At 64.7% G+C, this 25,255-nt stretch carries 25 protein-coding genes; 15 read left to right on the top strand and 10 right to left on the bottom strand.

Going from position 1 to position 25,255, the window contains the following annotated elements; translation table 11 throughout:
* Positions 1-52 precede the first annotated feature (52 nt).
* Both QA635_RS07280 and QA635_RS07275 read left to right on the top strand, forming a co-directional pair.
* Positions 53-814: a bestrophin-like domain gene (locus tag QA635_RS07280; RefSeq protein WP_283068135.1), complete on the top strand. Its 762-nt coding sequence runs from the start codon at positions 53-55 to the stop codon at positions 812-814.
* A 66-nt stretch (positions 815-880) separates the two neighbouring features.
* Positions 881-1,267 (top strand): hypothetical protein, encoded by a 387-nt coding sequence (locus tag QA635_RS07275; protein ID WP_283072201.1) that lies wholly within the window; start codon positions 881-883, stop codon positions 1,265-1,267.
* A 190-nt stretch (positions 1,268-1,457) separates the two neighbouring features.
* Here QA635_RS07275 and QA635_RS07270 read toward each other — a convergent pair whose 3' ends face one another.
* The 3 genes from QA635_RS07270 to QA635_RS07260 all read right to left on the bottom strand — a co-directional run bounded on the left by QA635_RS07270 (position 1,458) and on the right by QA635_RS07260 (position 4,969).
* Entirely contained in the window at positions 1,458-1,892 is a 435-nt protein-coding gene (locus QA635_RS07270) for a DUF5413 family protein (RefSeq protein WP_028333472.1), read from the bottom strand.
* A 195-nt stretch (positions 1,893-2,087) separates the two neighbouring features.
* A complete protein-coding gene (locus QA635_RS07265) occupies positions 2,088-3,641 on the bottom strand; it encodes a hypothetical protein (RefSeq protein ID WP_283068134.1) in 1,554 nt (517 codons plus the stop codon).
* A 35-nt stretch (positions 3,642-3,676) separates the two neighbouring features.
* Positions 3,677-4,969, bottom strand: coding sequence for an adenylosuccinate synthase (locus tag QA635_RS07260; protein WP_253590922.1), 1,293 nt, complete (start codon positions 4,967-4,969; stop codon positions 3,677-3,679).
* Between the two features lie 347 nt (positions 4,970-5,316).
* Here QA635_RS07260 and ybaK point away from each other — a divergent pair, with 347 nt between their 5' ends.
* Complete coding sequence (ybaK, locus tag QA635_RS07255) at positions 5,317-5,799, top strand: Cys-tRNA(Pro) deacylase (RefSeq protein ID WP_283068133.1); 483 nt, start codon at positions 5,317-5,319, stop codon at positions 5,797-5,799.
* 69 nt (positions 5,800-5,868) lie between these two features.
* Here ybaK and QA635_RS07250 read toward each other — a convergent pair whose 3' ends face one another.
* Genes QA635_RS07250 through QA635_RS07240 form a run of 3 tightly spaced genes read right to left on the bottom strand, consistent with a single transcriptional unit; the run spans position 5,869 to position 8,106 of the window.
* Entirely contained in the window at positions 5,869-6,087 is a 219-nt protein-coding gene (locus tag QA635_RS07250; protein ID WP_016842680.1) for a hypothetical protein, read from the bottom strand.
* A 38-nt stretch (positions 6,088-6,125) separates the two neighbouring features.
* Positions 6,126-7,490, bottom strand: a complete 1,365-nt coding sequence (locus QA635_RS07245) for a cytochrome P450 (protein WP_283068132.1) — start codon at positions 7,488-7,490, stop codon at positions 6,126-6,128.
* Complete coding sequence (locus QA635_RS07240) at positions 7,450-8,106, bottom strand: acyl-homoserine-lactone synthase (RefSeq protein ID WP_283068131.1); 657 nt, start codon at positions 8,104-8,106, stop codon at positions 7,450-7,452. Before QA635_RS07240 ends, QA635_RS07245 begins: the two co-directional genes overlap by 41 nt.
* 81 nt (positions 8,107-8,187) lie before the next feature.
* Between QA635_RS07240 and QA635_RS07235 the strand changes: the two genes are divergently transcribed.
* The 5 genes from QA635_RS07235 to QA635_RS07215 all read left to right on the top strand — a co-directional run bounded on the left by QA635_RS07235 (position 8,188) and on the right by QA635_RS07215 (position 13,661).
* A complete protein-coding gene (locus QA635_RS07235) occupies positions 8,188-8,961 on the top strand; it encodes a helix-turn-helix transcriptional regulator (protein ID WP_283068130.1) in 774 nt (257 codons plus the stop codon).
* A gap of 413 nt (positions 8,962-9,374) precedes the next feature.
* A complete protein-coding gene (locus QA635_RS07230; protein WP_283068129.1) occupies positions 9,375-9,761 on the top strand; it encodes a hypothetical protein in 387 nt (128 codons plus the stop codon).
* 379 nt (positions 9,762-10,140) lie between these two features.
* The gene (locus tag QA635_RS07225; protein WP_028343500.1) at positions 10,141-11,070 is read left to right on the top strand and encodes a DMT family transporter; all 930 of its coding nucleotides are present in this window, start codon (positions 10,141-10,143) and stop codon (positions 11,068-11,070) included.
* Positions 11,071-11,488: 418 nt separating this feature from the next.
* Positions 11,489-12,298 carry an MlaD family protein gene (locus tag QA635_RS07220; protein WP_283068128.1) on the top strand — a complete coding sequence of 270 codons (810 nt, stop codon included), beginning with the start codon at positions 11,489-11,491 and terminating at the stop codon, positions 12,296-12,298.
* Positions 12,299-12,443: 145 nt separating this feature from the next.
* Entirely contained in the window at positions 12,444-13,661 is a 1,218-nt protein-coding gene (locus QA635_RS07215) for an alpha-hydroxy acid oxidase (protein WP_341850417.1), read from the top strand.
* Positions 13,662-13,765: 104 nt separating this feature from the next.
* On the opposite strand, the gene QA635_RS07210 is transcribed toward QA635_RS07215, so the two are convergent.
* A complete protein-coding gene (locus QA635_RS07210) occupies positions 13,766-14,170 on the bottom strand; it encodes a hypothetical protein (RefSeq protein ID WP_283068127.1) in 405 nt (134 codons plus the stop codon).
* 76 nt (positions 14,171-14,246) lie between these two features.
* Here QA635_RS07210 and QA635_RS07205 point away from each other — a divergent pair, with 76 nt between their 5' ends.
* Positions 14,247-14,870 carry a TetR/AcrR family transcriptional regulator gene (locus QA635_RS07205; protein ID WP_283068126.1) on the top strand — a complete coding sequence of 208 codons (624 nt, stop codon included), beginning with the start codon at positions 14,247-14,249 and terminating at the stop codon, positions 14,868-14,870.
* Between the two features lie 328 nt (positions 14,871-15,198).
* Here QA635_RS07205 and QA635_RS07200 read toward each other — a convergent pair whose 3' ends face one another.
* Positions 15,199-15,600 carry a DUF1330 domain-containing protein gene (locus QA635_RS07200; RefSeq protein WP_283068125.1) on the bottom strand — a complete coding sequence of 134 codons (402 nt, stop codon included), beginning with the start codon at positions 15,598-15,600 and terminating at the stop codon, positions 15,199-15,201.
* A 114-nt stretch (positions 15,601-15,714) separates the two neighbouring features.
* On the opposite strand from QA635_RS07200, the gene QA635_RS07195 reads away from it, so the two are divergent.
* Positions 15,715-16,560 carry a metal-dependent phosphohydrolase gene (locus QA635_RS07195; protein ID WP_283068124.1) on the top strand — a complete coding sequence of 282 codons (846 nt, stop codon included), beginning with the start codon at positions 15,715-15,717 and terminating at the stop codon, positions 16,558-16,560.
* Positions 16,561-16,828: 268 nt separating this feature from the next.
* Positions 16,829-17,782, top strand: a complete 954-nt coding sequence (locus QA635_RS07190; RefSeq protein ID WP_283068123.1) for a DMT family transporter — start codon at positions 16,829-16,831, stop codon at positions 17,780-17,782.
* Between the two features lies 1 nt (position 17,783).
* Here QA635_RS07190 and QA635_RS07185 read toward each other — a convergent pair whose 3' ends face one another.
* The gene (locus tag QA635_RS07185; protein WP_283068122.1) at positions 17,784-18,740 is read right to left on the bottom strand and encodes a LysR family transcriptional regulator; all 957 of its coding nucleotides are present in this window, start codon (positions 18,738-18,740) and stop codon (positions 17,784-17,786) included.
* Positions 18,741-18,876: 136 nt separating this feature from the next.
* Here QA635_RS07185 and QA635_RS07180 point away from each other — a divergent pair, with 136 nt between their 5' ends.
* Positions 18,877-19,260: a nuclear transport factor 2 family protein gene (locus tag QA635_RS07180; protein WP_283068121.1), complete on the top strand. Its 384-nt coding sequence runs from the start codon at positions 18,877-18,879 to the stop codon at positions 19,258-19,260.
* A 258-nt stretch (positions 19,261-19,518) separates the two neighbouring features.
* Complete coding sequence (locus QA635_RS07175) at positions 19,519-20,496, top strand: Bug family tripartite tricarboxylate transporter substrate binding protein (protein ID WP_425249137.1); 978 nt, start codon at positions 19,519-19,521, stop codon at positions 20,494-20,496.
* Positions 20,497-20,705: 209 nt separating this feature from the next.
* On the opposite strand, the gene QA635_RS07170 is transcribed toward QA635_RS07175, so the two are convergent.
* A complete protein-coding gene (locus QA635_RS07170) occupies positions 20,706-22,391 on the bottom strand; it encodes a methyl-accepting chemotaxis protein (protein ID WP_283068119.1) in 1,686 nt (561 codons plus the stop codon).
* A gap of 276 nt (positions 22,392-22,667) precedes the next feature.
* On the opposite strand from QA635_RS07170, the gene QA635_RS07165 reads away from it, so the two are divergent.
* Both QA635_RS07165 and QA635_RS07160 read left to right on the top strand, forming a co-directional pair.
* On the top strand, positions 22,668-23,711 hold the full coding sequence (locus tag QA635_RS07165) for a C-terminal binding protein (RefSeq protein ID WP_283068118.1): 1,044 nt from the start codon (positions 22,668-22,670) through the stop codon (positions 23,709-23,711).
* A 143-nt stretch (positions 23,712-23,854) separates the two neighbouring features.
* Positions 23,855-25,201: an ABC transporter substrate-binding protein gene (locus tag QA635_RS07160; RefSeq protein WP_069276553.1), complete on the top strand. Its 1,347-nt coding sequence runs from the start codon at positions 23,855-23,857 to the stop codon at positions 25,199-25,201.
* The last annotated feature ends 54 nt before the right edge of the window (positions 25,202-25,255 follow it).

The raw sequence follows: 25,255 nt of genomic DNA, 5'->3' as shown, positions 1-25,255 counted from the left end.
GGCGAGGATCATCCAGTTGCGCTCTAACTGAGCTAGGCATGAGTGATAGATCATGAACGCAATAGCAATATCGGCCATCACGTTCGTGTGCATTTCAGGCGGCGCCTTGCTTGGTATGTTCCTTCGCAGCAAGTTGCCGGACCATCACCTGAGTGCGGATGCAAAGGACGTGGTCAGGCTGGGTACGGGTCTCATCGGGACGATAGCGGCACTTGTGCTCGGCCTGCTCATCGCCTCGGCGAAGAGTTCGTACGACACGCAGAGTTCTCAGGTCACGCAGATGACGGCAAGCATTGTCCTGCTCGACCAACTCCTGGCGCAGTACGGGCCGGAGACAGGCGCAACCCGCAATCTAATGCGGCGTGGCGTCGTCATTCTAGCCGACCGTATGTGGCGTGAGAAAAGGTCCGATACTGCCAAGACGACACCTTTCGAGGCAAGCGCTGCAACCGAAGCGTTCTATTCGAAGCTCCAGGAACTTTCGCCAACGAACGATGCCCAACGCTCGTTGCAAGCCCGGGCAATACAGATCAGCACCGATATCGCACAAACACGCCTGCTGCTGTTCTCGCAGGCGGACAATTCAATCCCCATGCCTTTTCTAGTGGTGCTGATTTTCTGGCTGACTATCATCTTTGCAAGTTTCAGTCTGTTTGCCCAACCAAATGCTATCATCATCGGCTCTCTGCTCATCTTTGCGCTGTCGGCCGCCGGAGCGATTTACTTGATCCTTGAGCTAGGTCAGCCGTTTGCGGGATTGATGCAAATCTCCGGTATGCCACTGCGGAACGCCCTCGCACCACTGAGTCTCTAAGCCCAGCTTTTTTACGTCGCGCAGCCATTCGTACCGAGCGACGACGGGATCGCGCCTGGCGAAGCGATGGAATGCTTCAATGCCAACGCCGCGATGCGCGCAGAAGCCCTACAGCGCGCTGAGATCGTCCGGCATTTCGCCGAACTTCCGGATCAGCTTGGCGTCGCCGAAGTCGCCGCTCGATGGCCTCAGTCGAGTTTGCGCGACTATCCGTGCGATAGACCTCAAGTTCAACTGCCGCGAGCGGCGGTATTGGAATCCTCGTCTTTTTCGGATGTCTCGATTGCCAAAGACCCCTCGGTTTTTTCGCGCGCAAAAATCAGCGAAAAAATCGAGGCCAACTTCGTTAGAGCGTTTTCGAGCGAAGTGGAAACCGGTTCGCGTGAAGAAAACGCGTCAAAACAAGAATCTAGAGCTTCGGTTCTGATTCAATCAGAACCGAAGATGCTCTAGTTGTGTCGGCGGGATGTGAGATCGAAGTCGTTTTCAAAACGAAACCGAGTCGCTCTAAAAGGGAAATCGAGTCGTTTTCAAAGTGGCCGCACAGCGTTGACCGCGGCCCGTGTCCGATCGCAACGTGCTCATTTCGCGGTTGGGTCAGAAGTCGCCGATCGCGATTTCTGCTTTTCCCTCGGCGCCTGCCCTAGTGCTGCGAAGCCGGCTGCGCCGGCGCGTGCAGCTCTTCGGCATATTTGTGCGCCAGCCAGGACGTGATCACGCCCGGGATAAAGCCGACCATTCCGTACAGGATGAACTGCACCGCGCCGCTCTCGGAGCCGTGCGAGGCGTAGGTCAGCGCCGCGCCAACGAACGCCACCGCGCCGACGAGCAGCATCCGCACCACCGGCGCGATCCGCTTCACATGCATCAGGATGTCGTCGATCGCACCGAACATCAGCGACGGCACGATGCCGAACAGATAATTGTATTGCAGCGACTTCACGAACACGACGAGCAGCTTGGTCACCTCGCCGCCATTGGTCTCGGTCCAGTAGCCGGACTGATAGGTGGTCATGAGCAGCAGCAGGAAGCCGCCGATGAACGGCCCGATGGCTGCGAAGATCAGATAGCGTTTCATGGTGTGCCCTTGCCCGACGTCGGCCAAGTGTAACGCGGTCGCGCGACGGTTCTAGGGAAAAATCGAAAGCCGCGGCGATGTTCCGGAGCTCTGCACGTCGATGCGCTGCAACAGCCGCTGATCTTGCTGCGATACGGAATCGCCCGGACGAAGCCGGGCGACGACATTGCTGGCAACCGGGGCGAGAGAAGGCCGCTACTCACCCCACGCCGCGAAGGCCTCGTTGAAGGCTCGCTCGCCGGGGGCGCCCTTTTCGATCGCGATGATGGCGCGGCGCTGGTTGGTGTAGACCAGCGGCACGTCGAACCACGAGCGCTCCTTCAAGAGCTGCAGGTTGCGCGAGCGGTCGGCGTCGACATTGGAGAGGCCGACCAGGAAGAAGCCGTCGGTGACCTTGACCGCGAGCCCGGCCAGCGGCGTGCCGCGCGCCTGCTCGTTGGACTTCATCAGGATGCCCGGCACGTTGCCGACGCCGCCATTGGCGAAGTCCTGCGGAAGGATGAAGGTCAATTCCGCGGTATGGCTCGCCGGCAGCGATGAATCGGTGTTGCGGCGGAACGACATCGTCATCTTGAACTTGCGATCGGGGATGTCGATGTCGGCGCGCACGGCGATGTCGGGCTTCTGGTTGCCCGATCCCTTGACCTGCTCGGTGCGCCAGACCACCGAACCGACATACTGCTTGCCCTTCGGATCCGACGGGTCCTCGTCATACAGCACCACGCGCTGCGCCACCGGGGCGACCGTCTCGCCCGACGACGAGGGCTGGCCGACGCGGTCGGTGATCTTCTTGCTCGCAGGCGTCGACGCGGCATCCTTCGGCGCCTCGACCGGGGCCGACGATTTGAACAGGCTGCTGACGAGGGTCATGGCCTGCTGCCGGAACAGGATGCCGGTGCCGACCAGGATCAGCAGGATGCCGATCACGATCGCGGTCTTGAACGGGAACATCGACCCGACGCGCGGCGGCTTCTTTGGCTCGCGCTCGCCATTGCCGGCCCGCGACCGCTGCGGCGGCGGACCTTGAGGCGGCTGCGGGGTGTAGCGCTCGGCCTCCTCGATCGACTCGTCGTAGGAATACGGCGCCTCGGGATCGCCGCCGCGATTCTCCAGGCTCGGCTCGAGCCGGTCGAATTCCGGCGAGGGCGACGGCACGTTGGCGTAGGTCTTGCGCGCGTTGCGGCTGGCTTGCGCCGCGGCACGGCCGAGATCGTCGGCATCGGCGGTGATGTCGCGGAAGCCGCGCACGCCCGGCGCGGCCGGCGGCACCGGCGGCGGCGCGCCTTCCGGACCGCGGCGGGGCGGGCCCGGCCGGGTCGGCGGCGCCTGGGTCTCGGGTGGGACCGGCGGATTCTGCGGCCGCGGCGGGGCCGGCGGCGGCGCGTCGGGGCGCAGATTGCGCGGCGGACGGGGTTCGGCCGGGGGCCGCGGGCGCGCGGCAGTGTCGGCGGGACTGGCCTCGGGCGGCCGGGCATTGGCGCGGCTGCCGCGGGCAGCGGCGGCAGCACCGCCGGGGCGCGAGGCCTCGCGGGCGCGCTGCGCGGCCTCGGACTCGACCTTGCGAACCGCCTCTTCCAGCGACAGCCGTTCGCGGGTGATCTCGGACTCGGAGAGCGGCGGCTGCACGCCGCGGAGCTGCTGGATCAACGCCGTTCGCGCCCGCGCGTACAGCGCACGGCGGGCTTCGCCGGGGGCGTTGGGGTCCAATCCGGCGATGGCACGGGCGATCAGCGGGTAGTAGTCAGCCATTTCCACACAATTGGAGGGATATAGGTAATATCCCGTTAAGCCTCGAACGGATTCTGTACCAGAATAGTATCTTCACGCTCCGGGCTGGTGGACAGCAGGGCGATCGGACACCCCACCAGTTCCTCGACCCGGCGAACGTACTTGATGGCCTGGGCCGGCAGGTCCGCCCAGGACCGCGCATTGGCGGTCGGCTGTTTCCAGCCCTCGATGATCTCATAGATCGGCTCGACCCGGGCCTGCGCGCCCTCGCCCGCCGGCAGATGGTCGATCTCCTTGCCGTCGAGCTTGTAGCCGATGCAGACCTTGATGCTGTCGAACCCGTCCAGAATATCGAGCTTGGTCAGCGCCAGCCCGGCAATTCCGCAGGTGCGGACAGTCTGTCGCACCAGCATGGCATCGAACCAGCCGACCCGGCGCTTGCGCCCGGTATTGACGCCGAATTCCTTGCCGCGACGGCCGATTTCCTCGCCGATCTCGTCGTTCAGCTCGGTCGGGAACGGACCCTGGCCGACCCGGGTGGTGTAGGCCTTGCAGATGCCGAGCACATAGCCGACCGCGCCCGGACCGAGGCCGGTGCCGGTCGCGGCCTGCGCCGCCACCGTGTTGGACGACGTCACATAGGGATAGGTGCCGTGGTCGACGTCGAGCAGCGCGCCCTGCGCGCCCTCGAACAGGATGCGCTTGCCCTCGCGGCGCTTGAGGTCCAGGAGCCGCCACACCGTCTCGGCATAGGGCAACAGCTTCGGCGCCATGGCCGACAGCTCGCTCAAAATGCTCTTGCCGTCGATCTCCGCGAGGTTGAGGCCGCGGCGCAGCGCATTGTGATGCGCCAGCAGGCGTTCGATCTTGTGCGGCAGGGTGTCGAGGTCGGCGAGGTCCATCAGGCGGATGGCGCGGCGGCCGACCTTGTCCTCATAGGCCGGGCCGATGCCGCGGCGGGTGGTGCCGATCGAGGTGATGGCGTTACCGGATTCGCGCAAGGCGTCGAGCTCGCGATGCAGCGGCAGGATCAGCGTGACGTTCTCGGCGATCCGCAGATTGTCCGGTCCGACCGCGACGCCCTGCCCCTTCAGCTTGGCGACTTCGTCGAGGAAGGCCTGCGGATCGAACACCACGCCATTGCCGATCACCGCGAGCTTGTTCGGGCGCAGCACGCCGGAGGGCAGCAGCGCCAGCTTGTAGGTCTCGCCATTGATCACGAGCGTATGGCCGGCATTGTGGCCGCCCTGGAAGCGCACGACGATGTCGGCCTGTTCCGACAGCCAGTCGACGATCTTGCCCTTCCCTTCGTCACCCCATTGGGCGCCGACGACGACAACATTGGCCATTGCGAAGATGTTCCCTTCAGGTGTTTCAGACCATGATCGCGGCGAAAACGCGTCCGCCCACAGCGACCTGCATTGATATGCCCAGCCTAAATCGCGGCGCCCGGCCGCGCGCACGCAAGGCGCCTATCGGATAAAGGAAGCGGCTCGGCTGCGCAAGCAAGAAGGGGCTCGTTTACGCCTTTTAGACGACCTACAACCCTTTGATATCCCCATTAAATTCCATGCTGCGCCCGGCTTCGCCGGGCTGGCGGGAATTTAATGTTACGGCAACGTGACGCCGGACGTGCTGTGGATTGATCGCAGCTCCTATTACGGCGATCATTCACCTAGATTAACCGGCAGGGTCCATGCCCAATTCCACCCAAGCGACGATGGCGCTGCGCAAGCTCGGCATTGCCTTCAAGCTTCACACCTATGTCTACGATTCCAGCGCCGAGAGCATCGGGCTGCAGGCGGCCGAGGCGCTCGGCGTCGACCCGAATCGCATGCTCAAGACGCTGATGGCGGAGGTCGACGGCAAGCCGGTCTGCGCCGTGGTGCCGTCCGACTGCGAGGTCAGCATGAAGAAGCTTGCCGCCGCCCTCGGCGGCAAGTCGGCCAAGATGATGCGCCCGGCCGATGCCGAGCGGCTGACCGGCTATCATGTCGGCGGCATCAGCCCGTTCGGCCAGAAGAAGAAGGTGCCGACCGCGATCGACGAGACCGCCCTCACCCACGTCACGGTCTTCGTCAATGGCGGCCAGCGCGGTCTGCAGATCGAGATCGATCCGAACGATGCCGCGCTTGCCGCCGGCGCCACGATGAAGGCGCTGGTGGCGACGCAGGACTGAGCCTACGCAAGACTGAACCTGCGCGAGACTGATCCTGTGCGAGACCGATCCGAAGACCGGTCGCCGCGATCAGTGCGAGGATTTGTCCCTCATGAACTCCGCGCCGACGAAGTCGGACAGACCGGATAATTCCTCTGCCGTAATATCGTTGACGTTGAGCCGCAGCTGCATGATCGCGAGGTCGAGCAGATGCGCGGCAAAGCTTGCGCCGGCCGCCCTCACGATGCTGCGTTGCTCGATCAAGACAGCGATGACGTCGCGCAAACTGCGCACTTGCACTTGATCCATGGCCCTTTGCCCGGCGCTGGCCGTTGTTAGCTGAGTTGTCATTGGGATACCGATTGTAGTGTGCTGATGGACGCCGCACCCACGGTCGGGATGTACGGCAGATGCTCGGCTTCGTCGCCGAGATGCGGGATGCGCGAGCGCGTCTCGCGGATTTCGATGTCAATGGTCATCGGCGGGGGAATCAGCGTCACCGAGGCTTTCGGCCATGGCGCGGGATTCGGAGCGACGCCGGTGAAGCGATAGGCCGCGGCGATCTCGAGCGCGAGCAGTTGCAGCTCGAGCATCGCAACCCCCATCCCGGCGCAGGCGCGCGGACCGGCACCGAACGGGATGTAGGCATCGGTGTTGTAGCGCCGCGTCATCAGGAAGCGGTCCGGATCCTCGAAATGCCGGGGGTCGCGCTGCAGCTGCCAGGGGCAGATCAACAGCGAGGTGCCGACCTTGAGGTCGCGCCCGCCGATCGTCACCGGCTGCATCACCTCGCGCGAGAACCACCAGGCGCTGGGATAGAGCCGGCAGACCTCCTTGACCAGCGTCGCGCTCAGATTGGCGCGCTTCACCGCGTCGAGTCGCAGCTCGCCGTCGTCGCCGAGGCACTCCGCCGCCTCGTCGGCAATCTCGTCCATCAGGGCGGGATCGGCGGCCATCTGGTAGAACATCCACGCCGCAGTCGAACCTGTGGTGTGATGGCCGGCCAGCAGCAATGTCAGGATCTCGTCCTCGAGATCGCGATCGGTCAGGCCGAGCGCCTCGAGATCGCGCAGCGCACTGCTCGAGCCGGCCTTGCGGCGCAGACGTTGCACCACCGTCGACATCGCAAGCTTGGCACAGACCCGGTTCTTGCGCCGCCGATACCAGGCCACCGGACCGAACGGCAACGCGCGGAACATCTCTTCCGCCAGATCGTCCTCGATCGCGCCCACCGCCTGAACCAGGGCTTCCTCGTCGCCGGACGACATCACCTGGGAGCCGAAGATCGCGACGCAGATCGTCCGCAGCGCCAGCATCGCGGTGACATGGTGCGGATCGAACGATCCGAGCCGCGCCAGGCTGGCGCCGACCGCGCGGATCTCGGCGCACATATGCGGCAGGAATTTCTCGACGCTGCCCTTGGCCATGTGCTTCTGCAGCACCGCTCGGCGCCGCTTGTGCTCCTCGCCGCTCAGCATCAGCGAGCTGCGGCCGAGCACCGGCGTCAGCTTCTTGATCAGCTTGCCCTTTCCGATGTCGGTCTCCGGCGCCTTGAGGATCGGGCGCAGCAGATCGGGATCGTTCACCAGGAAGACCGGCGCGGGACCGAGCTGCAACGGCACCAGCCCCAGCGCGGACTCGTTGCCGCGCGTCAGCAGCAGACGCAGCGGATCACGCTGGAATGCTCGAACGTCCGAGAACATGTGAAGCATCGTGGATCTCCAATTGCCGTCCAAGGTCGAGGAATTTGGTCAGGCCAGGATTGGCGGCGAGACCGAGCGGGATTTCTCCGGCGAGCGCCGTCAGCGGGCGGCCCATGCGATCATTGCCGATCACCTGCGGCGGGCCGTAGCGGCGGGTGCGGATGTCCATGCGGGTGAGAAAACGCTCATAGGAGAGGTCGGCCAACGCCACCAGCGCCTTGGCTCCGCGCAGCTCGGCGAAGCGGAACATCAGCGCGTAGGTCACGCGTGCGGCCTGCGACCTCGCAACATTCGGCAGCACGCCGAAACGGCTGATCTCCCAGGCGTCGCGGCTGCTCGGAAAGCGACGCAGCGCAAGCTGCGGGAAGACCGACTTGGTGAGATAGGGATAATCGGTGCGGATCGCGCGAAAGCCGCCGACGAGCTCGACGCCGGAGAACAACAGGCAGTGCTCGGTATACCAGCAATCGAACTGATCGCGTTCGATATCTCCGACCGTGGTCAGGAGCCAGCCGCAATGGTCGACAAACAGGCGCTTGCGCAGCCGCAACATCGCCCCGACATGCGCCGGATCAAGCTCTTCCCTGGTAATGAGGGCGTGGTAGCCGTCCAATGAATGAAGCATTTGTCCCTTCCTCCAAATGCGGGAACATCTGGAACAAAAGGGGTTAACTGTGGTACCCCCTAAAACCGGGGGTTTTCGTCAATGGGCCTGGTAGACGCGATTTCGACCATCGAGGCGTCGGATACCATCGACGAGCTCAGCTCGTCATTGCATCGCGTTGTCCAGAATTACGGCTTCTCGGGCTTTGCCTTTGTCGATGCCGGCCGGCCCGACCTTGATCTGCCCTATCATATCGGCACATTTCCCGACGCCTGGAAGCGGGCGTATGTGCAGAACGAGTTCGTTCATGCCGATCCGGCGCTGACGCGGTCACGACGCACCAACACGCCGTTCAGCTGGAGCAGCCTGAAGCTGCCGGAGCGAAGCGGACGCAAGCGACCGCCCGAGGTCAAGACGATGGATGCCGCCCGGGAGTTCGGATTCAAGGACGGCTTCGTCGTTCCCTTCCACTATCGCGACCGGCTCGGCGCGGTGCATTCGAGCTCGACGGTGTTCTTCTGGGAAGACGAGCCGCGCGACTTCGACAAGCTGTTCGTCTGCCATCGCCATGAACTGCATCTGTTGATGATTTACTGGGTGCAGCGGGCGATGGACATCGTCAACCGCGACCAGCGCAACGCGCCGACCATCCTCAAGCCCGCGGACGCCGCCGAAACCATCAAGCTCACCGGGCGGGAGAAGGAAGTGATCGCCTGGGCGGCGCGCGGCAAGACCGTGGCCGACACCGCGCAGATTCTCGGCATTTCGCCGGAGACGGTGGAAGGCTTCATCAAGCAGGCGCTGCGCAAGCTCGAGGCATCCAACAAGACCCATGGGGTGGCCAAGAGCATCGCGCTCGGGATCATCGATTTGTGAGCGGCGCCGCGCAGCCATGGCGGCGCTCCCGGAGTTACCGCCATGCCGACCGCATCGCCCTGCCAGGACCAAGCACCGCGATCTGTGGCGCGGTCACTCATCCGGGTTGGGTTCATCTCCCCGGTCGCCCCCTGATTGCATTCGCGCACGGTCTTGATAATAAGGGCTGTGGCCGGATGACGCTGATGCGAGCATCCCAGACCAGGGTGCGCACTCCGGTGCCCGTCCGGCGCGACTGCCTGGCTGGCGTAGAGGCGCGGATCATCCTGCACGTTGCCCGGTACGGCAGGACCCGTTGTCCAGCCGCATGATCCGTAGAAGTCCCATCGCGACGAACCGCCGGTTCATTTGCTACCAACTTTCGTAGCGCAAATGCTGTCCACGGACCTAGCTGGAGATGGTCTGAACGCATCATGAGCACATCACAGGACGACCAGATCGACCAATTGGTGCAGGCGCGCTGGCGCGCCATCGGGCTGTCGCAGGCGGATCTCGCCGCGATCCTGTGCGCCGGCGCCTCCCTGCAAAAGAACGGCGTCGACGGCACGGTGAAAATCGATACCGGTCGCCTGGCGACCGTTGCCGAGATGCTCGGAATCGCCGCCGACATCCTCAATCGCCGGCCGGTCACGGCAGCGCCGACGCAAGCCGGGCAGACGGCGGAATCGCTGCAGTCCCTGCTCGAACTGCGCATGCTGCGGGTGTTTCGCGACGTGCAGGACCCCGACACCAAGCGGATCCTGATCGAGCTCGCCGAGCAGATCGTCAAGCGCCAGACCACGCCGCCGGAGACCGGCTAGTGTCCCGAATCCGAAGTTCGCATCATTTGCCGCACCTTCGGAGCGAACTTCGGATTCGATAAGGACACTAGCAAACTTATGATTCTAGTGTGCTTTATGAATGCGAAGTTCGTGAAAGTGGCTGCCGCGAAATCGCACGAACTTCGCATTCAGCACACTAGGACCAGGCGTTCGATCCCCTGCGCGACCGGCGCGGGGCTGGCCCGGCCAGGCGCCGCCATGCTGCCTTGGTGAAGGGGTCTTCGCGCATGGTCGCGATGCGTCTATCCCCATTGATGGAATGACGAAATCCGTGTCTGTGATCCGAGCCGGGGAGATCCATACCGGCCCGGCGGTGCCAGCCGGGCAGGCCGCGGCGTCGTGAACCCGGGCCCTCTTCATGTCTGCCTCCGATTCCACCACATCAACGCCTGCGGCCGGCTCCTGGATCGCCAACCAGCCCTATCTGCTGCTCTGCATCACCGCGACGTGCTGGGCCGGCAATGCGATCGTCGGCCGCCTCGCCGCCGGCCACATTCCGCCGGTGACGCTGTCGTTCCTGCGCTGGTCGGCGGCATTCCTGATCATCCTGCCGTTTGCCTGGAAGCACCTCGTCCGCGACTGGCCCGTGATCCGCAACAATCTCGGCATCATGGTGCTGATGTCGATCACCGGCATCAGCGCCTTCAACACGCTGCAATACTGGGCGCTCGAGCACACCCAGGCGCTCAACACGCTGCTGCTGCAATCCGCGGCACCGCTGGTGGTCGCGCTGTGGTCGCTGATCCTGCTCGGCGCACGGCTGACGCTGGCGCAATTGTTCGGCGTGCTGCTGTCGCTCGCCGGCGTGCTGGTGATCCTGCTGCACGGCGATCTCACGACGCTGTCGAAGATCGAGTTCAACAAGGGCGATCTGATCTTCATCGTCGCATTGGTGATCTTCGCGCTGTATTCGGTGCTGACCCTGAAGCGGCCCAAAATCCACGGCCTGTCGGTCGCCGCCTTCACCTTCGGCTGCGGCGCGCTGGTCCTGATCCCGCTCTACATCTGGGAACTCGGCGCGCGCCCGGTGATGCAGCTCACGATCAACAATCTGCTGTCGCTGTTCTATGTCGCGGTGTTCCCCTCGACACTGGCCTATCTGTGCTTCAACCGCGGTGTGCAGCTGATCGGCGCCAACCGCGCCGCACCGTTCTTCCACATGGTTCCGGTGTTCGGCACCATCATGTCGATCGTGTTCATCGGCGAGCATCCGCAGGCCTTTCACTTCATCGGCTTCGCGCTGGTGCTGGCCGGCGTCTTCGCGGCGTCGCGGAAGCAGAGCGCGTAATTCTCCTCTCCCTCTCCCCGTTCTTACGGGGAGAGGGTTGGGGTGAGGGGCTCGCTCCGCGAGGACGGCGAGAGACGAATGCGCGGAGACCCCCCTCACCCGGACCGCATTCCGCTGCGCTGCATGCGATCCGACCTCTAAGAGCGAGCTTCGCTCGTCTCGACCCCGCAAGCGGGGCGAGGTAAGGAAAGCCCGCGGTGACTATCGGCGGCAAATCCGCTATCAGCTAGTGTTCCGAATCCGAAGTTCGCATCATTTGCCGCACCTTCGGATCGAACTTCGGATTCGATGAGGACACTAGCAAACTTATGATTCTAGTGTGCTTTATGAATGCGAAGTTCGTGAAAGTGGTTGCCGCGAAATCGCACGAACTTCGCATTCAGCACACTAGGGTCTGCTTCGCAGACGGGTTTTACGCATGGCGCGCGCCAGCAATCTCTTGATCGGCACCCTGACGCTGGCCCTGGTCGCCGGCTCGCTCGGCGGCTGGCTGGGCTATCAGCGCTATGCCGGCATCAAGCGGATGGTACCGTTCCGCGTCATCTTCGAGGGCTCGGCCTCCGGCCTGCGCCGCGGCGGCAGCGTCAACTTCGCCGGCGTGCGGATCGGCGAGGTGGTCTCGATCAGGCTCGACCGGCACCGCGTGGTGGCGATGACGCGGATCGAAGGCAACGCCCCGATCAAGAAGGACACCCAGGCCGGCCTCGAATTCCAGGGCCTGACCGGGATCGCCTCGATCTCCTTCACCGGCGGCGCCGACGACGCGCCGCCGCCTGCGCTCGGCGCCGACGGCATTCCCGAGCTGACGGCCGACGCCGAAGGCACGATGGGGATCCAGGAGAAGCTGCGGGTCGCGCTGCGCAATGTCGACCGCGTCATCAGCGAGAACGAGGCCGACATCAAGGACTCGCTGCTCGGGCTCGAGAACTTCACCAATTCGCTGTCCGGCAATGGCGAGCTGATCGCCGGCTTCATCGACGCCGCCGACGACGGCATCGGCGCGGTCGACGCCAAGATGAACTCGGCCGACAAGTTCCTGAAAAGCTTCGGCAGCGACAAATATGGCGGCGAGCTGCTGCCGACCGTGATCTCGCTGCGCGAGCTGATCCAGAGCTTCGACAAGAAATCCAGCGCCATGATCGCCGAGACCCGCAAGACGCTCAGCGACGTCAGCCAGTCCGTCAACAAGTTCAACGAGAAATTTGTCGGGCCCGCCGGCAGGCGCTAAATCATGATGCGTTTCCATGGAATCGCATCATGATCTCATCTCTTTGTTTGAGCATGATCTTTTCGGAAAACCGGTATCCACTTTTCCGGATCATGCTCTAGTCTGGCCTTCCGACCAAGAACCAAGAACAACGGAAACGCTCAACGTGCACGACCGGACCGCAGCCCCCTCTCCACCTCCCGTAACCGTCAACCGCGCTGCACCCGCCGTACCCCGGCATCTGCGGCGCTATCTCACGCTCGACGATTTCGAGCCGCAGGCGCGCCGGCTGCTGCCGAGATTCCTCTACGGCTACATCTCCGGCGGCGCCGAGACCGATATGGCCCGCACCGACAATCGCCGGGCGTTCGAGGAATACGGCTTCGTGCCGCGGGTGCTGCAGGACGTCTCCGGCCGCGACCAGACCACGACGCTGTTCGGCAAGAGCTACGCCTCGCCGTTCGGCATTCCGCCGATGGGCTCGTCCGCGCTGTGCGCCTATCGCGGCGACATCGTGCTGACGCGCGCCGCTTCTGCCGCCAACATCCCGATGATCCTGTCGGCCTCCTCGCTGATCACGCTGGAGGACGTTCGCGCCGCCAATCCTTCGGCCTGGTACCAGGCCTATCTCGCCGGCCTTCCCGAGCGGATCGAGCCGCTGGTCGACCGCGTCGCAGCGGCCGGCTACGACACCTTCGTCGTCACCGCCGACGTGCCGGTGCCGCCCAACCGCGAGAACAATATCCGCAACGGCTTCCAGGTGCCGCTCGAGATCACGCCGCGGGTGTTCTGGGACACCATCACCCATCCCGACTGGCTGCTCAACACCTGGGCGCGCACCGTGTTCAATCACGGCATGCCGCATTTCGAGAACATGGACGCCAAGCAGGGCCCGCCGGTGCTGTCCAAGAACCTGATGCGCAACATCGGCAGCCGCGACCAGCTGGCCTGGAAGCATGTCGAGCTGATCCGCAAGCGCTGGCGCGGCAAGCTCGTGGTGAAGGGACTGATCGCGCCGGAAGACGCCCAGCTGGCGCGCGAGCATGGCTGCGACGGCGTCATGGTCTCCAACCATGGCGGCCGCCAGCTCGACTACACCGTCTCCGGCTTGCGCACGCTGCCGGAGATCGCGGCGCAGAAGGGCAACATGACTGTGATGGTCGACGGCGGGATCCGCCGCGGCACCGACGTGATCAAGGCGCTGGCGCTCGGTGCTGATTTCGTCTGGGTCGGCCGTCCGTTCCTCTATGCCGCCGTGGTCGCCGGCGAGGCCGGCGTGGCGCGCGCGATCTCGCTGCTGCATGCCGAGATCGACCGCGATCTCGCGCTGCTCGGCATCCGCAGCCTGAAGGAGATCACTCCGGACCTGGTGCGGAAGTTCTAGAGCGTTTTCGAGCGAAGTGGATACCGGTTCGCGTGAAGAAAACGCGTCACAACAAGAGTCTGGAGCCCCGTTGCGATTCTATCGGAACGGGAAAGGCTCCAGGCTCACGCATAGCGCGCCGCGCCCATGCACAGCGCGGTGATCGCGAGCAGCCCGGCGGCGATGCGCTGGGCAACCGCCAGCCGCGAGCGTGCGGCTGACGTATCGTCCACGCTGCTGCGCAGCTGCCGGACCGCGCCGCCGCCGACGATGATCTGCACGGCGATTGCAGCCAGTGCTGCGATCGCACCACCGGCCAGGATCTGCTCCGACAGGGCGAACGAGCCTTCATGGACCAGGCGCCAGAGCGTGGCGCCGGTCACGATCGCGACCGTCGCGGCGCCGATTTGCGGAAACAGCAGCTTTTCGCCGCCGAGGCCGCCGGTGCGCGCCAGGGTGAAGCTCGAGCCGGCCCAAAACACCGATGACAGGACGTGAAGGGACAGCGCTATGATGAGGGCGGTCTGCATGATGTCGCTCCGGATGGGGCATTGGAAATTAGATATACATAATGTATAGTCAATCTGACGAAAGCAAGGCAAACCGATGCCGCCGCGCAGCTATGTGAGCCCGGCGCGCAGCGCCGCCGCCGCTGAAACCCGCGAGCGCGTGATCGAGGCCGCCTCGCGCACATTGCGCGACGAAAGAATCGCGCGCTTCTCGCTGGATACGGTGGCCAAGGCGGCCGGCGTGACCCGGCTGACCGTCTACAACCAGTTCGGCTCGCGGCGCGGGCTGCTCGAGGCCGTGTTCGACGAGATCGCGCGCCATGGCGGGCTGCACCGGCTCGCCGACGCCATGACAATGGCCGATCCGCGCGCCGCGCTCGACCGGATGGTGGAGATCTTCTGCGGATTCTGGAGCCGGGATTCCGCGGTCGGCCGGCTGCACGACGCGATGGCGACCGATCCCGAATTCGCCGAGGCCGTGCGCGAGCGCAACGAGCGCCGCCGCCGCGGCGTCACCGCATTGGTCGACCGCATCGCGGGCAAGCATGCATCGCCGCAGGCGCGCAAGGACGCGGTCGACCTGATCTTCGCGCTGACGAGCTATCCGACCTTCGCGTCACTGAGCGCGGGGCGGTCGGGGGATGAGGTCTGCCGTGTCGTGCAGGGCGCCTGCCACGCGGCATTGAAGCCGCTCGCGCCGCTTTCAGACCCGTCATCCTGAGAGAATGTGCATGTATTCAGCGTCGTCCTGGCGAATGCCAGGACCCATTACCCCAACCGCTTGTTGTTGTGCGAGGCTGGGGCCACGATCGCACGCTCAATCGAATGCGGTGGTTATGGGTCCTGGCTTTCGCCAGGACGACGGCGGGGGGAGGCCGCTCGCTACAATTCTCACCCCGTCATCCTGAGGCGCGAACCTTGCGGCGCAATTGCACCGCTGGGCGAGCCTCGAAGGATGAATCGGCCGCAGTCGGGCCGTCGCCCTTCGAGGGCCGCTGAAGAAGCGGCCACCTCAGGGTGACGGACCACCTCTTGGGCAAGCGGCTCGGCTACCCCACCTTGAACTTGCTGTAGGCCTCGCGCGTAGCGATGATGACGTGCTCCTCGCAGCCGTTGCGGCGATGCGGGTCGCAGCGGTCTTCGTAGTCGGCCGAGGTCATCATGTCGATGAAGGCGGCGACGCTCGGGTAGTAGACCAGCGCGAGATAATCCCAGCGCTGGCCGGCCGGCTCGCCGAGGGCGACAGTCTCGGCGCTGCCGGTCCACAGCAGCGTGCCGCCGCGCGCCTTGATCATCGGGACGGTGAGCGCGCTGTAGCGCAAATAGGCATCCCAGCCCGAGCCGTCGCCGTCGAGCGACCGCGGGCGAAACCGCATCAGATTGACCATCACGACCGGCGCCTCGCGGTCCAGCTCGTTCAGGCCTTTGACGTTCAAGAGATCGACACCCATCACCCGCTCCCGCCCAAGGCACATCGGTTGGCCGCAACGATTATGTCACATCGCAGGACTAGCCTGAAATACCGCCGGGCCGTAAACTCAGGCCAGCTCTCGGAGGTCAAGGCCGTGATGACCCTTCCAGAACTAGCGGCCGACGCGCTCGGCAAGTTCCTCGGCGAGTACATGCAGCGCCGGTTCGGCTCTTCGCAGACCCAGCTGGTGGAAATGGTGCCCTCGATCGCCCGGATCGCGCTCGAATGCATCGGCAACAGCGACGCGCTCTATCACAATGTCGAGCACACCATGCTGGTGACGCTGGCCGGCCACGACATCCTGCGCGGCCGCGCGCTGCACTCGCACATGAGCGCCGAGGATTATGCCCATGTCATCATCGCCTGCCTCACCCATGACATCGGCTATGTGCGCGGGCTGTTCGAGGCCGACGGCCAGGACGGCTATCTGGTCGATGCCGACGGCCGCAAGATCATCCTGCCGCGCGGCTCGTCGGATGCGGCGCTGATGTCCTACCACGTCGACCGCTCCAAGATCTTCGTGATGGAGCGGCTCAAGGGCGTCACCCTGCTCGACAAGGAGCGCATTGTGCGTGCCATCGAAGGCACCCGCTTTCCGCTGAGCGCCCCTGATGACGATGAGGATTTCGGCGAAGAGGCCACCCTGCTGCGGGCCGCCGATTTGATCGGCCAGCTCGGCGATCCCCACTACATCCGCAAGGCCAATGCGCTGTACATCGAATTCGAGGAGGCCGGACTGAACCGCCAGCTCGGCTACGATTCGCCGGCCGATCTCGTCGACCGCTATCCGCGGTTCTACTGGGACAGCGTCGCCCCGCATGTGCAGAAGGCGATCCGCCACCTCAACATCACCTCGAGCGGACGGCAATGGATCGCCAATCTCTACAGCAACGTGTTCCGCGCCGAGCGCGACATCTCGCTGTCGGGGCCGCAGAAATAGGCTAGGCGTCCGGGACACGCGCAAGACCTTTCCCCGTCATCCTGAGGTGCGAGCGGAGCGAGCCTCGAAGGATGAATCGGCCACAGCCGGGCCGTACATCCTTCGAGGCTCGCCCAGCGGCGCAATTGCGCCGCAAGGCTCGCACCTCAGGATGACGGAATTGAGCTGCCGTAGCGCTGCGAACAACAACCGGTGTGACCACGCATGGCTCCAATCCGCTCTTTCGTCTTGTCGCCGTGCCGGATTCGGGCACAACATCCGCCCGATAATGACCGCTTTGCCCGCACCTGCCACAACGCCACGCCGCTCACCGCTCAACTGGCTCAATAACCAGCCCTATCTGCTGCTCAGCCTGACGTCGCTGTTCTGGGCCGCCAACATCGTGCTGGCGCGCCATGTCGGCAGCCATGTGCCGCCGGTCACGCTGACCACGATCCGCTGGTTCGGCGTCTTCCTGATCCTGTTGCCGTTCGCCTGGCCGCATCTGAAGCAGGACTGGCCGAAGCTGCGCAGCGCCCTGCCGCTGATGCTGCTGCTGTCCGCGGTCGGCTTCGCCTTCAACAACGCGATCTCCTACTGGGCGATGCAGTACACCGAGGCGCTCAACGCGCTCTTGATCCAGTCGGCGGGGCCGCTGTTCGTGGCGCTGTGGTCGCTGATCCTGTTCGGCGTGCGGCTGACGCCGGCGCAGCTGGCCGGCATCGCGATCTCGCTGGCCGGTGTGCTGACCATCATCCTGCGCGGCGACTTCTCCGCGCTCGCCAGCATCAGCTTCAACCGCGGCGACATCATGTTCGGCGCCTCGCTGGTGTCGTTCGGGCTCTATTCGGCGCTGATCCCGCGGCGACCGAAGATCCATCAGCTCTCGCTGATCTCGTTCACCACCTGCGGCGGTGCGCTGATGCTGCTGCCGGTGGCGGCCTGGGAGTTCGCCAACGGCGTGACGCTGAAGTTCGACTTGCTGACCGGCGCAACGCTCGCCTATGTGCTGATCTTCCCGTCCACGCTCGCCTATCTGTTCTTCAACCGCGGCGTCGCGCTGATCGGCCCGAACCGCGCCGCGCCGTTCTTCCATCTGGTGCCGGTGTTCGGCTCGGCGATGGCAATCCTGCTGCTCGGCGAGACGCTCGCGCCGTTCCATCTGATCGGCTACGCGCTGGTGCTCGCCGGCGTCATCATCGCCTCGCGGCAAGGATCGGCCAAGACGTCGGCGAAGCACTAGACTAGCCAACCTTGCGCAAGCCGGCGGATTTGCGTGGCAAATGCGACTTTGCCGCCAGGGTTTCCGTGATGAAGTCGATAAACCGCCTCACCTTGGCCGGCACGTGGTTACGCGAGGCGTAATAGACGTAGAGCGGAAAACGCTCGTCGGGCCAGTCCGGAAACAGCTCGATCAGCGCGCCGCTCCTCAGGTGATCGTCGAGGCCGAGATCGATCACCTGCGCGATGCCGAAGCCGGCCAGGCAAGCGCCGAGCTTGGTTCCCGAATCGGTCACGGTGAGCCGCCCGTTAACCGCGACCGGCACGACCTCGCCGCCGCGCCGAAACTCCCAATCGAAGGGACGCCCGGTCGCCGCGTCGATTGCATGGATGCACTGATGGTCGCGGCTTGCCAGCTCCCGCGGATCAAGCGGCCGGCCGTGTCGTTCGAGATAGATCGGCGAGGCCACGGTGAGCACGCGCGTATCGAGTACGCGGCGCGCAATCAGCGCCGACGGCGTCGGCTCGCCGAAACGCACCGCCAGATCAAAACCGTCGCTAACCAGATCCGCGATCCGGTCGCGGGTCTCGATACGCAGCTCCATGCCTGGATTCTGCAGCAGGAACTCGCTCAGCTTCGGCGACAGCACCATGCGGGAGAACAACGGGTCGACATTGACCCGCAGCCTGCCACGGACCGCATCGCGCGATTTCGAGGTCTCCGCCGCCGCCTCGCCGATCCCCGCGAGATGCGCGGCAACCCGCTCGTATAGCGCGCGTCCTTCCTCGGTGAGCTCGACGGCGCGGCTGGTGCGGTGAACCAGCCTGGCATCGAGGCGCGCCTCGAGCTTGGCGATCGCCTTGCTGACCCCGGATTGCGTCATGCCGAGCCGTTCGGCGGCCCGGCCAAAACTGCGCGCATCCGCCAGCGCCGCGAGGACCACCAGGCCGCCAACCAGCCGACCGTCAACTTCGTCCATGCCGATGCCTCTCAGTCATCCAAGAGATGACCGCCCAGTCGTAGCACTCCGCCACCATATCGGCCACTGTCGGCGCAGATCACCGGTTCGATCCGGGTGCGGCCACCGCCACATCAACCGCAAAGGAGATTTTGCTATGAGCGACATCCAGGCCATCGCATCCGCGATCGATGGATATTTCAACCTGATGTATGACGTCGACGATAGCCGGTTCCGCGACGTCTTCGCCGATGCCTGCATCGTCCACGGCATCCGGGACGGCAAGCATACGGTGCGGTCGGCCGCGGAATTCCGCGACTTCATCCGCAGCCGTCCCTCGCCGGCGTCGATGAACTCGCCGCGCGAGGAGGCCATCATCGGCATCGACCAGACCGCGTCCGACCTGGCCGTCGCCAAGGTGCGCGTCAGGGCCGGCCAAACCGGCTTCATCGATCATCTGGTGTTTCATCGGATCGACGGCCGGTGGCTCATCACCACCAAGGCGTTTCACGTCGCGCAGGTCTTCCCGGCGGGATCGTAGCGGCCCCCACGCCAGATTTCTGACTATCGGAATAATGCCACTGATTTGCCCGCCGTGTCAAGTTGTCTGGTCGGGCGGGCCGCCACCGGCTCCTTTGCATGGGGTTGTTTTCGATATTTTTGGCAGCGCGCCCCTGCGACGGCCCGGGAGTGGCCATGCGGCGAAAGGCTGCTCCCGGCACGGCTTCCGCAGCCATGGCGGCCGGGCTAGCTTCGGCCGCAATGGGCCTGTTCAGGGCCTGCGCGGGGGGACGACGACATGGTCATGGGATTGAGACGATACTGCTGCCTGGCGGCCGCAGCCGCCGCCGCGCTTGCGGCGATATCCGGGGCGGCACTTGCCCAGACCTATCCCACCCGCAACATCACACTGGTGCTACCGTTTGCCGCCGGCAGCGGCACCGACACCACGACGCGGCTGATCTCCAAGGAGCTCGGCGTTGCGCTCGGCGTCGGCATGGTGATCGACAACCGGGCCGGCGCCAACGGCTCGATCGCGGCGAACTATGTCGCCCGCTCCGTCCCCGACGGCTACACGCTGTTCGTCACCACGAACACGACGCACTCGGCCAATCCGTATCTGCTCAAGACCATGAACTACGATCCGATCAAGGATTTCACGCCGATCGCGCGCACCGGCGACCTGCCCTTCATGCTGGTGATCCATCCGGACATCCCGGCGAACTCGGTCGCCGAGCTGATCGCGCTCGCCAAGAAGGAGCCGGGCAAGTACAGCTACGCCAGCGGCTCGTCGTCGGCGAGCGTCTCCGGCGCGACCTTCGCGCGCCTCGCCGGCATCGACCTGCTGCATGTGCCCTACAAGAGCTCACCGCCGGCACTGACCGACGTCATCGCCGGCCGCATCTCGATGATGTTCATCGACGTGCCAACCGGGCTGCCGCACGTCAACGCCAAGGTGCTGAAGCCGCTCGCCGTCACCACCAAGCGGAAGTCGGCGCTGCTGCCGGACCTGCCGACGATGGACGACACCGTGAAGGGCTTCGATATCACCTCCTGGCAGGGCTATCTCGGCCCCGCCAACATGCCGAGGGACGTCGTCGTCAGGCTGAATGCGGAGATCCGCAAGATCATCGAGCGGCCGGATATCAAGAGCCAGCTCGCCGAGCGCGGCATGGAGGCATTCTCCGGTACGCCCGAGGAGTTCGAGGCATTCCTCAAGGAGCAGCTCGTGCTGTGGGAAAAGCTGATCGCCGACGCCGGGATCGAGAAGCAGTAGGCCCCGGTCATTGCGAGCGAAGCGACGCGACGAAGTCTGCCAACTCCGTCATCCTGAGGAGACCGCAGCGCGGCCGTCTCGAAGGATCGACGGCCCCACTGGTGGCCGTGCATCCTTCGAGACGCGCGCAAGAGCGCGCTCCTCAGGATGACGGGGGATGCGGAATCGTAGGGTGGCGTAGCATCGCTACCCCACCCTACGCGGCTCGCTTACGCCGCGCGAACCTTCTGCAGGAACTCGTCGACCGCGTTGCGCAGCATGCCCGATTGCGTGTCGAGCTCGCGGGCATTCGACAGCACATCGCCGGCCGCGGTGCCGGTGGCGGCGGCCGCTGACGTGACGCCGCCGATATGGGCGGAAATCTCGCTCGAGCCGGCCGCGACCTGCTGGATGTTGCGCGCGATCTCGCGCGTCGCATCGCCCTGCTGGTCGATCGCGGTCGAGATCGAGGCGGTGATCTCGCTCATCTGCGCGATGGTCGCGGTGATGCCGCCGATCGAGGTCACGGCCTCGCCGGTGGAAGCCTGCATTGCCGCGACCTGCGCCGAGATCTCCTCGGTCGCCTTCGCAGTCTGGTTGGCCAGCGCCTTCACCTCGGAGGCGACCACTGCGAAACCGCGGCCGGATTCGCCGGCGCGTGCCGCCTCGATGGTGGCGTTGAGCGCGAGCAGGTTGGTTTGGGCCGCGATCGAGTGGATCAGCTTGACCACCTCGCCGATCTTCTCGGCGCCGGTGGAGAGCGCCTGCACGGTGGCGTTGGTGCGCTCGGCATCGGCTACCGCCTGGCTCGCGACCTCGCTGGAGCGCGCCACTTGGCGGGAGATTTCCGCAACCGAGCTGGAGAGCTCCTCGGCGGCAGCGGCGACGGTGCCGACATTGTTGGAAGCGCTGTCGGACGCAGCGCCGACGGTCGCAGCCCGCGCGCTGGCGTCGCTTGCGGTCGCGGTCATCGACTGCGCCGTGGTTTGCATGCCGGCGGCAGCGGATGCCACCGTGCGGACGATGCCGTTCACGCTGCGCTCGAAATCGTTGGCAATATTCTCCATCGCACCACGGCGCTCGGCATCGGCGCGTGCTTTGGTCTCTGCCTCGGCCTGTTCCAGACCGCGGATGCGAACCGCATTGTCCTTGAAGACCTGAACCGTAGCCGCCATTCCGCCGACCTCGTCACTACGGCCGACGCCGGGGATGTCACCATCGAGCTTGCCGTCGGCGATGTCGCGCATGCGGGCGCCGAGCAGGTTGAGCGGACGGGAGATGCTGCGGCCGATCAGCCAGGCGACCGAGCCGGAAACGATGCCGATGCCGAGGATCGCGAGGCCGAGCAGCCAGGCAATCGGCCGCATCTTGGCATCGATATCGTCGAGATAGGCGCCGGTGCCGAGATACATATCGAAGCCGGGGACCGCGACGGCGTAGCCGAGCTTGCGGATCGGCGTCTCCTGGCCGGGCTTCACATAATCATAGAACAGCAGGATCTCGCCCTTGGCCTTCACGCCGTCCATCAGTTCCTGCGAGAGCTTGCGACCATTGGTCACGACGTCCATGCGATTGGTTCCGACCTGCTTCGGATCGGGCGCCAGCACCGTGATGCCGCTGTAGTCGGTGCCGAACAGATAGCCGGCGCCGTTGTCGTAGGTCAGGGTGTTGGCACGCTTGCCGAACTCGGCCAGTGCCGCTTCCTTGGTCAGCTTGCCGGCATCGACATCCTTCTTCAGGCCCGCCGCCATGTTCTTCGCCATCTCGACGATTGCCTTGGCCTGGTCGATGCGCGCATTCAACATCTCCCGCTGCATCAGGTGACCGGCGAGGATGCCGGCCGTGCACAGGCCAAGGAGGGTCACCCCCACCAGAATGCCGAGCTTGGGGGTGATCTTCAGATTTGACAGCTTCACGGGGGTCTCCAGAAGAGGCGGGGAACGCGACGCGATTGGCGGATTGATTCCGCGCACCGTAATGTGAGACCCTTTACCTGATGGTTACGGAGGTTCCCCGTAGAAGCCCGGAGAATCAGGCCGCGGACCAACCGGCAATTGTGGAGAGAACAGCACAGCTCGCGTACAAGCATGGGAAGGCGGCGACCCAGCCGCGCTCCAAGAAGCAAGAAGAATCAAGATCAAGAAGCAAACCAGCAAGAAGCAAGAACAGCAGACTCACATCGGGAGCAGACAATGTCGAAATTCAGGGTGGTCACGCCGAAGGGCGCGAGCTTCACGGTCGCCGGCGGCGGCTACGATTATGAGCGCGAGGCGCTCGATCCGATCGGCGCCGAGATCGTCGAGGCGCCGGCCAACGAGGCCGAATTCATCGCGGCGGCACGCACCGCGGATGCGATCTACGCCAAGGGCATGCCGATCACCAAGGCGGCGATCGACGCGCTCGAGAACTGCAAGGTGATCACGCTCGGCAGCGTCGGCGTCGACTCGGTCGACGTCAAGGCCGCGACCGCCCGCGGCATCCCCGTCACCAACATCCCCGACACCTTCATCGAGGAGGTCGCCGACCACGCCATGATGCTGCTGCTCGCCGGCTTCCGCCGCCTGATCGAGCAGGACAAGATGGTGCGCACCGGCCGCTGGGCCGAGGGCCGTCCGGCGCTTTTAAAGATTCCGCGGCTGATGGGCCAGACGCTCGGCTTCATCTCGTTCGGCCGGGTCGCGCGTGCGGTGGCCAAGCGCGCAGCGCCGTTCGGCCTCAGGATGGTGGCCTACGATCCCTTCATCCAGGAAACCCTGATGTACGACCACGGCGTGATCCCCTCGACGCTGTCGGAGGTGCTGTCGCAGTCGGATTTCGTCTCGATGCACGCCCCGGCGCGGCCCGAAGTGCACCACATGCTGACCGAGAAGCATTTTCGCCAGATGAAAAAGTCGGCGATCTTCATCAACACCGGCCGCGGCGCCACGGTCGACGAGGAATCGCTGATCAAGGCGCTGCAGGAGGGCTGGATCGCCCACGCCGCGCTCGACGTGCTGGAAAAGGAGCCTCCGTCGCACAACAATCCGATGCTCGGGATGGACAATGTTACCTTGACCGCCCATGTCGCCTCGGCATCGGCACGTTTTGACGAGGCGCGCAAGCGCCGGGTGGGCTACGAATTGTCACTAGTGCTGCAAGGCATGTGGCCGGTAAGCTGCGTCAACCCGTCGGTGCTGCAAAACACCGCGTTGCGCCGCTGGCAGCCCGTCAGCATGGATCGCGGTCCGAACAGCTAGGGCGGGAATGCGCTTTTCGTGCGGGGCCCGTCTGTTGCGGGCCCTTTGCGCGGCTGGCGCCGAGACCAAAACACCTTCACCGGCGGCCAAACGCCGGGAAGGAAAAACAACAACGAAACAATAAGAACGGGAGTGCGAACGACATGAAGTACGAGATCACGCGTCGCGACGCGCTGGTGCTGGGGGCTTCCGCAGCGGCGCTGGCGGTCACCGGCGCTTCGGCGCAGGAGGCGTCGAAGGTGAAGGCAGCCGACGTGGCGGCGCCGTCGCTGCCGATCGAAAAGGACGCCACCTTGCGCATGCTGCGGCCGGTGCGCTTCGTCCAGGCCGACGAGGACGTGTTCCGCGCCAATGCCAAGAAATTCACCGACAAGACCGGTGTCGAGATCAAAGTCGACTTCGTCGGCTGGGAGGACATCAACCAGCAGACCGCCGTGACCTCGAACTCCGGCGCCGGCCCCGACATCATCATCGGCTTCGGCGACGCGCCGCACATCTATATCGACAAGCTGATCGAGCTGACCGATGTCGCCGACTATCTCGACAAGCGCTATGGCGGATGGCTCACGCTGGCGCGCCGATATGGCATGCGCTCGAAGTCGAAGAGCTGGGTCGGCCTGCCGTTCGGCGCCTCGGGCGGCCCGCTGGTCTACCGCAAGTCGCTGGTCAACGCCGCCGGCTTCGACAAGGTGCCGGAGGACCACGCCGGCTTCCTCGAACTCTGCAAGAAGCTGAAGGCGGCCGGCAAGCCCGCGGGCTTCGCACTCGGCAACGCGGTCGGCGACGGCAACGGCTTCGCCAACTGGCTGTTGTGGTCGCACAACGCCGCGCTGCTCGATGAGGAAGGCAACATCATCATCAACAGCAAGGAGACGATCGCGGCGCTGAAATATCTGAAGGAGCTCTATCCGACCTTCATTGCCGGCACGCCGTCCTGGAACGACGTTTCCAACAACCGCGCCTACTCGTCGCAGGAAATCGGCCTGACCGCAAACGGCGTCTCGCTGTATTTCTCGCTGAAAAACGATCCCGCGACCAAGGCGATCGCCGACGACACCGCGCATCAGTTCCTGATCAAGGGCCTGGCCCCCACCTCTCCGATGTCCGGCCTGACCTTGAACGCAATGGTGTTCAAGCACAGCAAGTATCCGAACGCGGCGAAGGCGTTCCTGCAGTTCATGCTCGAGCACGAGCAGTACGAGCCGTGGCTCAACGCCAACTCCGGCTACTGGTCGCAGCCGCTGGCGGCCTATGCCGACGCGGCGGTGTGGTCGAGCGATCCCAAGGTCGCGATCTTCAAGGACACGATGCGGAGCCCCTACTACAACGGCTACAAGGGGCCGATCTCGACCGCGACCGGTGCCGTGAACGCCGACTATGTGCTGGTGCAGATGTGCGCCTCGGTCGCGACCGACGCCGCAACGCCCGAGGCCGCCGCAGCGGAGGCCGAACAGCGCGCCAAGCGGTACTTCCGGCGGCAAGGCCGGTAAGATCGACCTCAAGCCGCTGTCATTCCGGGGCGATGCGTAGCATCGAACCCGGAA

Origin of the sequence: Bradyrhizobium brasilense (assembly GCF_029714345.1) — a bacterium.
Classification (GTDB): domain Bacteria; phylum Pseudomonadota; class Alphaproteobacteria; order Rhizobiales; family Xanthobacteraceae; genus Bradyrhizobium; species Bradyrhizobium australafricanum.
The sequence above is the reverse complement of the archived record's forward strand: the minus strand, read 5'-3'. Positions and strand labels throughout refer to the sequence as shown.